Raw genomic sequence first — 14037 nt, forward strand, 5'->3', positions numbered from 1 at the left:
GATCTTCTACTTATTAGCCCCGCCTTGCGATTTGAATTCTTGCGGCAGCTTCCCGAAGTGCTTTTTAAACATATCGCTAAACTGTCTCGCGTTGTTATACCCTACACGCTCGGCAATCTCATAAATCTTCATATCGGTATGAAGCAAAAGTCTAACGGCTTGTTTCATCCGAACATCGGTTAAATATTGCTTAAAATTCATTTGCGTATGCTTCTTGAAAAAGCTGCTGAAGTAGTACGGATTCATAAATATTTTGGAGGCAACGCCTTCTAGTGTGATATTCTCCATATAATACTGATCGATATACGCTTTGACCGTCAGAAGCTGCTGCACCTCCCTGAATCCGCCGCCTGATTCCAACCGCTGGAGCAGACCTTCAATCAAGTCAGATAGATATTGCTCCAGCTCCTCATAATGGGAGAACTGCTGCATGAAAGTAAGCTGATCCTTAAGCTCTTCACTGGATTGCGTTAAGGTAATGCCGACTTCCTCTAATCCATCCGACCACTCCAGCAGCGTATTGTAACAGGCCATCACAGCTTTGTCCTTTCTCCCGCGGGAGAACAGTCGAATTTTCTCGAACAGGGCCGGCAGCTCGATCTCCAACCTGCCGCGTTCCTTCGTAACGATGGACTGCAGGACAAGCTGTCTGGCTTCTCCAAGGTCTCGTTCGGACAAAGTGGTATCCCAATTTTCTTCAAGTAAAGAATGAGCCCTGCCGCCATTTGAGAAAAAAATGAGACCTAGCGCCTCGGAAGCCGTCTGATAGGAGTACTTCATCTCTTCCAAATCTGTGACTTCATTGCCGATTCCAATCGACAGCACAACTTTCAGATAATTTTGCACGTTCACAATCATTTCCTCAGCAAGTGACTGTATTCCGATATCCTCGCCATGGTTCACCACCGCGCAAAGCCGTTCCCCTCTGCGTAATACAATGCCCACCGCATTGCGATGGATAAGCTCTTCTGCCATATTGCCAATTGCAAAAAGAAGCAGCCGCTTCTCATGCTCGCCCCAACGGGAATCCGCACCCGGTTGTTTCGATTCAAGCAGCATAACGGTATAGCGGCTATATATATAACCGGGATCCAAGCTGTACAGCTTCTGTTCAGCTTCCTCTTTCCGAATGTCTCCATCCAGGAGACGATCAAACAACTCCTCCAGTTTGGCCTTCCGGTTTTTATGCTCATAGACAGCTAGTTTGCTCTTGTATTGCACGCCTTCCGACTCTTCCTTTAGAACAGATAAAGCTCTCTCCACAGCATTCAGCAGCAGCCCTTTCTCGATGGGCTTCACCAGATAGTCTACGGCTCCGAGTGCAACAGCCTCCTTGGCATAGGAGAACTCTTGGTAGGCACTGATGAAAATCACCTTAGCCCGCAGCCCTCTGCGCCCGATTTCTTTAAGCACATCAATACCGGTCCAGTCCGGCATGCTAATATCCGTAATGACCAGCGAAGGCTTCTCTGTCTCAATAAGCTCCATGAGTCCCCTGCCTGTCCAAGCTTCACCTACAATTCGAATCCCGTGCTCCTCCCAAGGAATGAGCTTCTTCAGTCCTTTAATGATCATAGGCTCGTCGTCGGCCAGAACCGCTGATATCATACACTTTTCACCTCTTTCTTATAGGGAAGAATCATTTGGATGGAGGTGCCGATATACGGGGTACTGTTCACGCGAATTCCGAACTCGGGTCCGTATAAGGCCGTAATACGGTCATGTACATTCTTAATCCCGATCCCCCCTACCTCTTGATCCGGTGAAACATTACCTGCCAGTTTATCTCTCAGCATTTGAAGTTTACCCTCCGTCATACCTACCCCGTCATCATCCACAGTAAGCATGAAAAGCCCCCTCTCTATCTCCCCCGTAATCCGAATCGTTCCCTTACCTGACTTGGGCATAATGCCGTGGTAGATCGCGTTCTCTACTAACGGTTGGATAGACAGCTTGGGTAAGATGCAGTTCAGCAGCTCGCTATCGATTCGAAGATCCAAAGCCAATCGATGATCCCCGTACCGCAGCTTCATCAATCGGAAATATTGCTCGATGTTTGTCTTCTCCTCCAGGAGCGTAACGTGTTCTTCTCCATAATTCAAAACATATTTCAACTGTTGGGATAAGGAGAGAATCATATCTGCCACTTCATCATCATCATTGGCAACCGCACTCATTCTGATGACTTCCAATGTATTATAAAGATAGTGTGGACGTATTTGACTCTTCAGAGCCGTCAATTCGGCCTGTTTTTGCTTAATTTGGGCTACATACACTTCATCAATGAAGCTTTTCAACCGGTCCGTCATCCTATTAAAGCCCCGGGCTAGCATACCGATTTCATCGGAAGTTCGGACTTGAACCTGCATATTGAAATCACCGGATTCCACTCGAGTCATATTGCGGATAATTTGGCGTATCGGAATGGATAGATTATTGGAGAACCAAACGGCTACTACCACGAGCGAAAGGATACAAAGACCAATGACGATGGCAATCGTTCTTTTTATCCCGTTAATTTTGTTAAATAGCTCGTTTTTATTGACCTCTCCGATCACGCTCCAATTGGAGTTGGGCATATCATGTTTGACATAATGGTATACCTCAGAATCGGAGGGCTGGAACAATTGTCCGATCAGGTTGATTTTATTGCTATAGAGGATGCGCCCTTCCTGGTCCGTCACATACATGACATCCTTCTGATCGGTCGTCAAGTGCTGAAAGATTTCATCGAACGCGCTGAGGGAGACATCGAAGAACAAGCTGCCTACGACTTTGCCATCCAATCCCGGACTGCCAATCACATCAATTAAATTGCGTGAGAACGTCATAACCGTCATACCCGAGTGGGGATAGTATTCCTGCGGATGCGTTGGGAACAACACCAACTCTTTTGAATTCTCAGTCATCGTTCTTTTCCACTCGACAGGCGGGTACTGGAATCGGAAGTCAATCCGGCTTCCATCCCGGTTTAAATCCTGGTATCCGCCTTCCGTAAACACAAAAGCGGCGCTGCGGATATGAACGTCCGAAGCCACGACCGTCTGAAGAAATTCGTCAACCGTAGCGGTAAGCCGATTGTCTTTCTGTGAAACTTGTTCTGCAATAACCCTGCCGAATTGGCCGTTGTTGGCATACTGTCCGTATGAATACATCATCTTGGAGATATTATTATACTTCGTATATAAATCATCCGCATTTTTGCCGGCATAAAGTACCATTTGCTCGAAGTTGTTGATGGAGTAGCGCTCCATATAATTGCCGTAGGTGTTCAATGAGAAGAAACTTAAAACTAAGAGCGGTATTAAACCTACAATAATAAATGAAAAAGCGAACTTGGCGAAAATACTCTTTCGCAGCCTGCCAAACTGGAATAGATTCAACATGTATGCCCCTTTCTAGCTCAGAGGAGGAAGTGCTTTTATCATATCAGGTTCAATAAGGAAAACCTATCCCATGTGTCACTTATAAATATGGTAAAACCGCTCCCGAAGATTCAGAAGCGGTTTCCAGACATTATCCTTTCGTAGCGCCTGCGGCAATTCCCTTAACAAAATACTTCTGCAAAGCGATGAAAATAATCAGCACAGGTAGGATGGACATCGTTGTGCCGGCGAATACCATATCCCATTGGGAAGCAAGCTCGCCAACGAATTTGAAAATCTCCACAATCATCGTTCTATGATCCGAATGAAGAACCAAGCTCGGCATCAAGAAGTCATTCCAAATTCCCAATCCCTGAAGGACCACCATACTTGCCGTACAAGGTCCAAGCAGCGGGAACACGATCTGCCAAAAAATACGGACTTTCGAGGAGCCGTCAATAGCTGCCGCTTCTTCAATTTCAGCAGGAATGCCTTTGATGAAGCTCGTGAACAACAGAACCCCCATCCCCACAGACCCCGAGACGTAGATAAGAATCGGAGCGGACAAAGAACCGTATAAGCCGAGAGTCCTCATTTCTTTAAACAAGGGAATCATATAGACTTGAAACGGGATCATCATGCCCGCTAGATAGTACACATAAATAAAATGGGTCCATTTTTTTTGTGTCCGTTCAATCGCGTATGCCGCCATAGGGATGATCAGAACCATGAAGAAAATGGATACTACGGTTAAGATCATACTGTTCATCATGGCTTTCGGGAACTCAGTTTGGGTCAACAAGTACTTGAAGCTATCCAAATATAAGCTTGTAGGAAACGCGATGGCATCACGCAATATCTCGCCGTTCGACTTAAAAGATGAGATTAAACTAAAATACACCGGAAAGAAGAACAGGATGGCCAAAATAACGGTAATGACAAACAGGATGATATCGAATCCTTTACTGGATTTTTGCATTACATCTGCACCTCCCGTTGCCGCAGCACTTTAATTTGAATCAACGATACGATAAGAATCAGGATGAATAAAACGAGAGACAGCGCTGTACCGTAGCCTTGCCGAAGCTCACCGAAGCCTACTTTATAGACAATATACGTAAGGGTCTCCGTCGCGAAGCCCGGCCCTCCATCCGTCATTACAGCAATTTGATCGAAGATCTTCAATGCCCCAATCATGGATAACATCACACAAACCGTCATTGCTCCAGCTAATAGCGGGAAAGTGATATGCCGGAATTGCTGCAGGCGATTCGCACCGTCAATAGCCGCCGCTTCGTGGAGCTCGGATGGGATCCCCTGTAAACCTGCCAAATAAATGATCATATAGTACCCCGAGCTTTTCCAGACCGTGGTAATAACGATTGCAATCAAGGCGTAGTTGGGATTTCCCAACCAGTCAATCTTGTAATCGCCCAAGCTGATCCGGTCAAGCAACTGGGAGATGACTCCGAAGTTATAATTGAAAATAATTGTCCATACAAACCCCATAACAATGCCGCTTAGGAGAACGGGGAAATAGAAAACGCTTCGCACTAAATTTTTAAACCAGCGAACCTGATCCACTAGCATAGCTAGCAGAATAGCTATCACATTTTCCAACACAACCAATAATACCGATAAAATCAATGTGTTCTTCAATGCATTGTAGACTCGCTCGCTATGAAACATCTCAACAAAGTTATCGAAGCCGATATAATGAATCTCTTCACTAACCCCATCCCAGTTGGTAAAGCTTAGATTAAAGCTGTTTAGAGTTGGATAAATAACGAATAAGGTATATAGAATAAAAGAAGGTAAGATAAAAAGAACGGAGAAGGAGAGCCATTTTCTTTTCTTTTTGGCTTCCGCCCTCGTGTATGTCCTTGCATGTACAGTTTCCGCTTTCGCCATACTCTCACTCCTTAGAACTGCGATTGGGAAGGAGCAATCGTTCTGCGCTGGCAGAAGATTGCTCTCGCCCCTTTACATCTATTTGCCGGCTGTGTTCGCTTTCACGTTGGCATCCCATTCAGCATCGGCCTTTTTCAAGTAGTCTACACTGAAGTCGCCTTTGGTCAGCCATTCTTGTGCAAGCTTATAGAACCAGTTACGCCATTGTGGAGGCATTTGGTTGTCGCCCCAGAAGCTGTTGATTTGCAGCGATTTAATTGTTTTAGGATCATTCATGACTTCAAGCACTCGTTTCATTTGCGGTCCGCTGTCATAAGTGATGGTTTCTTTTGTAGTTGGGATCCCGTTCACAGACTTCATAAACTTCGTATATTGATCCTTCGAGAAGAAGAATTTCACAAATTCTGTGATGGCAGCTTTCTTATCCGCATCCTGATTTGCTTTGGTGGAAATGGACCACCCTTGAAGCGTGTTTAGGCCGTTCACGACAATTCTGCCCTTACGGTCTGGCACCGGATACCAGCCGAATTCAAATTTAGAATCCGCTTGTGAGATTTGAGAGAACATCCATGGACCTGAGAACAGTTGAGCAGCTTTGCCGGTTACGAGCATAGAAGAAGTTTGGTTGTCGGCTGTACTTAAGAACCCTTTGTCCACGTAACCTTTCGTAAACAATTCACTAAAATCCTTCATAGCCTGCGACGGGCCGGCATCGGTAAAGCTCGCTTGCCCTTTGGTACGTTTGGAATTCCAGTTCGGATCATCCGCAAAAACATCGTCCATCAGGTATTTGTTCACCCAGAATCCCCAGTGGAAAATATCCTTCCCCCCGAAGGTCAGCGGCGTAATTCCTTTCGCTTTCAGCTTTTCTTGAATAGCCAAAAATTCATCATAAGTCTTCGGCTCGGACGTTATACCTGCATCTGCGTAAGCTTTTTTGCTGTAAATGATACCTTGAGGTGCTGTACCTGCAATAGGCGCCGTCCAATTTTTGCCGTTCAATTTCGGTGCGTCACTGAACAATCCAAGCCATTCCGCCGGTAGTTCCGCAATTTTACCAGCCTCAGAGAATAATTGTGTGTCGCGCATCTCCACGAGATCCGGGAACTCGTTAACAGCATCCTTCGTTTTAAGCCAGTCCAAATAGGAGGCCATCCCTCCTTCGGAGAGGTCGTTAATCTTAATATTCGGATTCGCTTTAGTGAAGGCAGCCACTGCATCTGCCATCGCTTGCTTGCTTGCCGGGTCGCCCGTTGCATAACCAATGGAGAATGTCACATTTTTCTTTGGTGCCGCACTGCTCGTGCTTGCTGCTCCCGTTGCAGCCGGGCTCGTGCCTGTGTTGCCGCTTCCGCAAGCGGATAAAACGAGCGATAGTGCCGTTAAGCTTGTTACGGTTAGAACGATATTTTTTTGCATCTTTTTCATGTGCGTTTAACCTCCCCAATATGGTAAGAATTCTATGTGTAGGACTGGTTTTTATCCCACTACACTCTTTTTTCTTCCGTGTTTTAAGACTAACATACCCCAAAATCGTTTCGTATGCTGTTTTTTAAGTTCATTATGCAGGAATTTAAGAAGTTTAGTGTAGATAGATACCTTTCTTTGTTATTACCTTTTTTTAGAAAAATAAATACCGGCTACAAGTCGTAAGACTCATAGCCGGTTAAGTCCTTGTGATTTTCGGTTAAGTGAACCCCTATGTCAGACCTAAAACAATAGGCTTCCAGCCGTCTCTGTTACTGTAACAATCCCCTTTTCGTGTGTTTCAGTCATTCTAATTCTAGTAAAGGTATGGTTGGTACAGTATCCAACATACAAAGTATTCTTTAGTAATGCTTTAAATCCTGTCTTTATGACTATGTCTGAAGTGGAAACTTTTTCATGGACCGCATGACATTTCAAACAGTAAAACATATATGAGTCCCCCTTATGTACCACTTTTCTGTCTGGGGCTGTCTTGTTAAAGTGTACACAATCCTGTCACAGTACTAATGACTTGAGGGCTGCTCTTTTCCTTGTATACCTGCATACCGTTTAGCCACGCGTTTCGTTACGGATTTCCCCGATCCAGCAAATATGTTGGCTGACAGCAGCATCCCCACAATAACTATAACGCCGCCAACAATCTGGGAGACAAGTAATTCCTGTCCTGTAAGCACAGACAGAATAGCCGTGAAAACCGGCATTAGATTCATCGTGATGCTGGCTTTACCCGGTCCAAGTATTTTGATTCCCTGATTCCAGAACAAGAATGAAACGATGGATGGGAACAAGCCCAAATAGATGACCCCCGTAATCCCGATTGCATTGATATGCACGGTTTGTAGAGGTTGAATAAAAAGTAACGGAAACATGCAAATGACGCCGATAAAGGCTGTGAATGCCACAAATGTAATTGGAGGCAGCTGCTGCGCTTTTTTACTGATAATGGAATAGATCGCCCAAAGAAACACGGCTATGAGCAAAATGCCATCCCCTAGGTTGTAATGCGTACTGAACACGCCAAGGAGATGCCCCTTCGTCAATACAGTTAATACTCCTAAGAAAGATAATATCAGTCCCACTCCCTGCAGCACCGAAATTTTGTCCTTCAGGAACAGCAGAGACAACAGAATCATAACTGCCGGAGTCAAACTGTTAATCAGACTACCGTTTGTCGATGAGGTATGCTGGAGTGCTGTATAGGTAAGAAGAGTGTAGAACATAACTCCCACTATCGAAAGAAATAATATAAGTCCCCAGTTATTTCTCCATATCTTTAGCCAGTTTGGCTTTTCCAGCAGCTGGGCCATTGGAATTAATACGACAGAAGCAATCGCCCAACGCAAGAAGGAAGCCCAAATCGGTGGGAAATCCGTTGTGACCGCTTTGCCGAAAATCAAATTCCCTGCCCAGAACAAATTAGCTAATATTAGAAAAATCCATGCTTTAGCTTTCATAACCAAACACCTCACCCACTCTATTTTAGGTACTTCTTTCTCTTGTTCTATTATCATGTTACAATAAACTTTATCATAAATGAAATGAATATAAGTTATTAAGGAGATATCATATTTGGTATGAATAGATCACTTCTTCAGTTGATTGTTGCTATCTCGGAGACCCAAAGCTTTACTTCTGCCGGGAAAATAATGAATATGACACAGCCTGCCGTCAGCCGTGCTATCACTTCACTGGAACGCGAACTGGGAGTAACGCTCCTTACTAGAGACCGGCGTCTAGGCGTCGCCCTCACGCCCGTTGGAGAGCGAATCTTACCGATCTTCCGAAAGATTCTTCAAGGGTACGATAAGATTGATCAGGAAATCTCGAATGAAAAAGGGATGGAAACCGGCAATGTCCGAATTGGTGCATTCCCGGTTGCTGCTTCTTATTTCGTTCCCAAACTGATCAGCCATATCAAACAACTATATCCAAAGCTCGAATTCAGCATTTTGGAAGGTACCATTGCGGATATTCAGGAATGGCTGGATAATCGGATCATTGATGTGGGGTTGCTTATCCCTTCGGATAAAACGACGAACTCTCATCCACTTTACAGAGAAGTCATTTATGCAGTTATGAGAGATGATCACCCTTTAAGTGAAAAAAGTATCATCAGACCGGAAGATTTGCGAGAGGAACCTATGCTGATCTGCAAAGCCGGTTACGAACCTCCAGTCCTGCAATGGTTCGAAAGTGCCGGTGTAGAGCCCAATATTAAATACATCCTCTACAACTACAGAACTGCGCTTCAAATGATTCTTGCAGGCGAAGGATTGGCCGTCATGTCCGAGCTGTCCCTATTGGACCTTCCTTCCGGTATAATTCTAAAACCTGTCTCCCCCGCAGCATACCGGGATATTCACATTGCTTCCGGTCCCGTTGAGGACTGTACCATTGCGGTTAAAACTTTTATCGAGAACGCTCAGAAGTTGTTCCCCATTCAAGCTGAGATGAAATAGAATGAGGATTTCATCAGATAAACCAAAAAACAGTCGCAGCGCACCAGCATAACCGCCGGTACTCTGCGACTGTTCTCATAATTTCTGACTCCATTTTCGAATCGCTAGCCTAATTCTCTAAGTGATGCAAACTAGTTTATCTGGCTCTGTATGATATCAAGCAGAGTGCGCTGCTCCTCCACTGGGACGCTTTCTCCTAGGCGTGCCGCTATTAGCGGAAGCTCCCACTTAGCGAGCTCCTCCCGGCTGTATCCGGTCAGTTCGAGATACGTGTCCTCGTAAGTTTGCATTAATATAGTTCTAAGCTGAGCAAACGTCTGGATAATGACCTCGGGAAGCTCCGCCGGTAAGACTGCGTGACGCAGAATAAGGATCGTTCTGGCTGCATCGGCTTGTGCCGGACCACATACGGCGGTCATCCAATCGATGACGACAGGACCCCTCTGACTTAAAAGTACATTGCCAGGATGGAAGTCACCATGGCAAAGATGATCACCCCCGGGAAGCTCGGATAGACGGCTTTCGATCACCGATCGTAACGGCTCGAAGCCGACGTGACGAATGCCGCTGATCATATATGCCAGTCGACTTTTAATGGGCTCCAAACGACCGGTTGCCTTGACACTGTGTAACTTAGCGTGAAGCTGCGCCAGCTGACGACCGTATTCTGCAGCTTTTTCCGGCTGACTCATTAGAATCTCTAGCATGGAAGGCCCCAGGATCCTCTCATATGCAAGTCCGGTAAGCCCGTCAGTTTCTACCTTTCCATAAAATGTCGGGGCTCCTACCGCCAATTCCTCAATAGTGGCACTAATATTCCGCTCCAGGTCAAGCAGTTTCGGGTCGCGAAATACTTTAAGGACCTGTTTCGACCCTAGTGCATAAATATCCGCAGTGTTGCCTCTGCCAATCCGTTCGCCCACTCTCATAAGAAACACCCTATTCCATATTAGAATAATATTCCTATGAATTACTATAATCGAAATAAGGTAAAATCTCCCGTTTAGGTTGTTCATTCGATCTGATCAACTGAAATTACCTCGATAGCATTGCAATAGAAACTGTCCCGAATCCTACTATAGATTCTCCTTAGTATCGCACAATAAAACAAGGCTGGACACAAGAACCCAATTACAAAAAAACTGCCGCTTCAATGCGGCAGTTTTTTATAATTGCTATTTTACAAATACAATATAACTAACGAATTAATTGATGTTGGTTGCGACATACGCAAGATCCAAGATATCAATTTTGTTATCGTCGTTCATATCTGCAACCTTAGCTTTTGCCCAATCTTCGCTGATGGAGTTCTTGCCGTAGTGATAAGCTACAATCGCGAGGTCACCTACGTTAGTGTCTCCATCTCCGTTAATGTCTGCAGACTTATTAGCTGTTGCTTTGAAGACATCAATGGAGGTGTTGAGGGCTGTGAGAGCACTGTCAACTTGGGCTTGAGTCGCGCTTGCATGGTCTCTTACAGCAATTGCGGTGTTAATTGCTTCAAGGAGTGCGTCTTTAGCTGCTTGCGGATATTGGCCAGGTTGAGTACCTACTATAGCCGCGCTGTACAGGGCTTGTGCACTCGTAATTGCTGCATTTAAAGCAGTTTTATCCACATCTATTTGAATAGCACCAACGGATATAGTCTTGCTGCTCAGTGCCGCAGTGGTTACGGTTCCATCAGAACCGCCAACCTTCGCTTGGGAGACAGCAACGGTACCCGTTGTATTCTGAACCCCGGACTTTACCCTAAAGGTTATATTTAGAACAGGTGTGCTGGTTCCGGATACGCCTCCGATATTAACGGAAATGATTCTCACCTTTCCAAGTGTAGCGGTATCTTCTTTCAGAACCTGAATGTTACTGGTTGCACCCGCTGCACTGACATAATCGAATACGCTGGAATCATAGCTTAGCGTGATATCCTGTGCGTATACGCTTTGTGTCACGCTATCCAGGCTAACAGCTGCTGTGAAAGTACTTCCAGGTGTCACACTGTTGTTAGCTGCAATTGTCGCTGTAAGCGATTTGGCTTCTCCATTACCGGGTGTATAAATTCCAAGATCGCCTAGATCAATTGCATAGCTGTTCTGGAGTTTCTCGTGTTCGCCTGCAAAGAAATCATCCAGGTAAGAATGTCCGAGAATGAATCTGTCCGGATTCACGGCGCCATAGTAGCCGGCATTGGCATTGCTCTGACTGTCGAACAGCACATAGCTTCCCTGCCATCCCGAACCGGCTACGCCCCAGCTGATGATGTGATCGATGTAAGGTGCGAACTTGTTGAACAGTTTGTACATCAGCGCGTACTCATAACCGAGGGCGTCAGACTGTCTGACATTGAGCACTGCGGGAGCGACCGCACCACCACCTGGGGTGTTAGTTGGCATCTTAAGGTCAAGTTCTGAATAGGCAATACCGGATAGAAGGCCTTCGTCAACGAGAGAAGCATAGAGGGCCATGGCAAATTGGTTATCGCTTGCAAGGGTCTTTCCAATCGAATCGTGTCCCTGGATACCGATGTCTTCGATTAGAGGTCTTCCGTCATACAGCGGATCGGAGAGCCATGCGGTGTTCAGTGCGCGAACCATGTTGTAGACAGTTCTTGCTTTGGTGCGATTAGAAATGTCGTAATCGTTATAGGTCAGCTTCGGAGGATCGTTAACGATATACGCATCAATGCTGCCAACGTTGTCGTGTCCGTCGAGCTTCATGTACGCGGGAAGGTTAGCGTAGTTGGCTTTGTAAGCTGCCGCCATCTTGGCGTTGGGGGCCGCGATGTGCGCGTATTTGAAGAGCAAGTAAATGTAATGCTCGGAGATGTCGCCGCCAATTAGATTATCCGACATTGCAGAAAGCCAGTTGGTGTTTTTGAGTGTCTGTCTCCAGCTGTTCGGATCCGCAGGGATGGTTTCGCTGTGGCGGCTTTCGTGGACCTCTTCGTTGAGTACGTCCCATGAATTGAAGGGGATTACTCCGCGGGATACACTTGAGCCATACTTCGTATCCGTGGTCAGGAAGTGCCGCATCACATACATTGTGTGGTTATACTGCACTCTTCTTGCCATTTCCCTGTCTACCTTAACCGTTGTTGTAACGCCGTTGCCCAATCCGTAGTAATCAGTTGTTCCATTATATCCCAAGGGAAGTGTCGCGGGAATCATCTGCCTCATCCATGCAGGTGCCTGGTTGTACCATGCCAAGACGTGAGCGTGAGACTTGTACTGACCTGGAGTTCCGGAATCCCTGATCGCTTGATAAGAGCTGGTCGGGAAACTGTATTCACCTATACCAGGGGTGGTGGTTGCGCCGCTTAGAGCCTCGCCGGTAACGCTTTTCAACCAACTCGGGCCGCGGGGATGCGTACCATCTGCCTTGAGATTGTTGCCGTCGACAAAGATTTCATAGTGATTGGCTCTGGTTCCGGTTACTGCTCCGGTTCCGATCGTACCGACCATGAACGTGCCATTTTGCCTGTTGTAAATATTCTTTAAAGGCGTTACGACACTCTGGTTTTCATTGTTGACAACGTTAGGAAGCGCAACACCGTTAGGGTCCGGTGCGGTTATTTGGATGTTGGCGACAAGAAGCATACCGGTTTCTGCGGGACGGCCGTTCTCGCCATGGAGTTCAAGAATGAAGTTAGAGGAAGTGCCTGTTGTGGCGGTAATGCTAGTGTGCTTCAACAACCAGGTTTCACCGTTGTAGCTGCCAATCCAGTCGGGGTTAAGGTTGTTGTACTCGTATTCCCTGAGGTAGGTATCGATGTCAGAGCCTGCATTTCTGATTCTCCACCTCATGAATTTTCCCTGAGCGCTCTTGGGATAGTACACATCAAACTCAATAGTTGAGCCTGCGGGAACATCTACACTCGGGGACAACGGAGATTGAAGAGACATTCCTCCGAAGATGGTTTTTCCGTTATGGACGTAATTGATCTGGAGCACATCAGCTTTGCCTTGAGAATCTGCAAAAGGATACGGAATCATTTTGAATGTACCACCAGCAAAGTCGGTGGGAACACGGTTGTCAAGCGGGGTTCTTGAGGTCCAGACATTGGTGGGCGCGGTAATTTTTACAGGTATTTTACCAGGACCCGGATCAAGACGGAAATAGGGATTGGAACCATCCGCTTTGATCTTTCCAGTGAAACTCGCTATTGCGTTTTCAAGACTGGCAATGGCTTCGTTGGCCGGAGTGTGCGCATCGCGCGCGAACTCAAGCGCGTTATCCAGTTCTTGGAGTTCGTCGGCGAACACCCAGGGGAAAGCTTTATTCACATCGGATCCAACGTCAGTGTGACTAATCTGGAGCGGGAATTCCTCGTTGCCGGCTTTTAAAGCTTCGGCTTGTGCAATGAGGTCGTTCAGTTCTTGTGTCCGTTCGCCTTCAGCCGCAGCGGCCGGGACGGGGGCAGACGCGAATAAAGAGAACAGCATGATGACGACGAGGATGCGGGAGACGTTGATTAAGAATTTTTCACGGTTCATCTTCGTTTTACTCCTTTTCTTAGGCAACCTCTACAGTCTCGTTTTAAAGTCGCCCAATTGTTAGATTTCGAAATTTTTCACAGTTTCACTGATAGTTGTGTTTGTTGGAAAATTAGGAATTACATGGCTTGACGGTCAATTAAACACCTCCCTCTCATATTGGCCCGTAGGAAATGGAAACGTTTTCAAGATTAACTATTGATACTATGATAAACAAACCTTATTATTAACTCCATGGATGGATAATAGATCATTTGTATTTTTTTCGTAGGCGGTTACAACTTGAGCATGAGAGCCCCCTGGAAGGAATGTAATCATTTCTTT

Annotated in this window: 10 protein-coding genes; 1 reads left to right on the forward strand and 9 read right to left on the reverse strand. The window is 46.0% G+C overall.

Going from position 1 to position 14037, the window contains the following annotated elements; translation table 11 throughout:
* Positions 1-6: 6 nt before the first annotated feature.
* The 7 genes from PUT07_RS00115 to PUT07_RS00140 all read right to left on the reverse strand — a co-directional run bounded on the left by PUT07_RS00115 (position 7) and on the right by PUT07_RS00140 (position 8218).
* On the reverse strand, positions 7-1608 hold the full coding sequence (locus PUT07_RS00115) for a response regulator (protein ID WP_274465690.1): 1602 nt from the start codon (positions 1606-1608) through the stop codon (positions 7-9).
* Positions 1605-3386 (reverse strand): cache domain-containing sensor histidine kinase, encoded by a 1782-nt coding sequence (locus PUT07_RS00120; protein ID WP_274465691.1) that lies wholly within the window; start codon positions 3384-3386, stop codon positions 1605-1607. Before PUT07_RS00120 ends, PUT07_RS00115 begins: the two co-directional genes overlap by 4 nt.
* 130 nt (positions 3387-3516) lie before the next feature.
* Positions 3517-4344, reverse strand: coding sequence for a carbohydrate ABC transporter permease (locus PUT07_RS00125; protein WP_274465692.1), 828 nt, complete (start codon positions 4342-4344; stop codon positions 3517-3519).
* Positions 4344-5276, reverse strand: a complete 933-nt coding sequence (locus PUT07_RS00130; protein WP_274465693.1) for a carbohydrate ABC transporter permease — start codon at positions 5274-5276, stop codon at positions 4344-4346. Before PUT07_RS00130 ends, PUT07_RS00125 begins: the two co-directional genes overlap by 1 nt.
* A gap of 78 nt (positions 5277-5354) precedes the next feature.
* Complete coding sequence (locus PUT07_RS00135) at positions 5355-6704, reverse strand: ABC transporter substrate-binding protein (RefSeq protein ID WP_310190369.1); 1350 nt, start codon at positions 6702-6704, stop codon at positions 5355-5357.
* A gap of 282 nt (positions 6705-6986) precedes the next feature.
* Positions 6987-7193: a DUF3973 domain-containing protein gene (locus PUT07_RS35515; protein ID WP_379239319.1), complete on the reverse strand. Its 207-nt coding sequence runs from the start codon at positions 7191-7193 to the stop codon at positions 6987-6989.
* A gap of 74 nt (positions 7194-7267) precedes the next feature.
* Complete coding sequence (locus PUT07_RS00140; RefSeq protein ID WP_274465694.1) at positions 7268-8218, reverse strand: DMT family transporter; 951 nt, start codon at positions 8216-8218, stop codon at positions 7268-7270.
* 120 nt (positions 8219-8338) lie between these two features.
* Between PUT07_RS00140 and PUT07_RS00145 the strand changes: the two genes are divergently transcribed.
* Positions 8339-9223: a LysR family transcriptional regulator gene (locus PUT07_RS00145; RefSeq protein WP_274465695.1), complete on the forward strand. Its 885-nt coding sequence runs from the start codon at positions 8339-8341 to the stop codon at positions 9221-9223.
* 131 nt (positions 9224-9354) lie between these two features.
* Here the strand turns inward: PUT07_RS00145 and PUT07_RS00150 are convergent, their stop codons facing one another.
* Together PUT07_RS00150 and PUT07_RS00155 are read right to left on the reverse strand one after the other, a co-directional pair.
* A complete protein-coding gene (locus tag PUT07_RS00150; RefSeq protein WP_274465696.1) occupies positions 9355-10152 on the reverse strand; it encodes a phosphotransferase family protein in 798 nt (265 codons plus the stop codon).
* A 276-nt stretch (positions 10153-10428) separates the two neighbouring features.
* Positions 10429-13713 carry an endo-1,4-beta-xylanase gene (locus PUT07_RS00155; RefSeq protein ID WP_274465697.1) on the reverse strand — a complete coding sequence of 1095 codons (3285 nt, stop codon included), beginning with the start codon at positions 13711-13713 and terminating at the stop codon, positions 10429-10431.
* Between the last annotated feature and the right edge of the window lie 324 nt (positions 13714-14037).

Origin of the sequence: Paenibacillus sp. MAHUQ-63, assembly GCF_028765165.1 — a bacterium.
GTDB lineage: Bacteria > Bacillota > Bacilli > Paenibacillales > NBRC-103111 > Paenibacillus_E.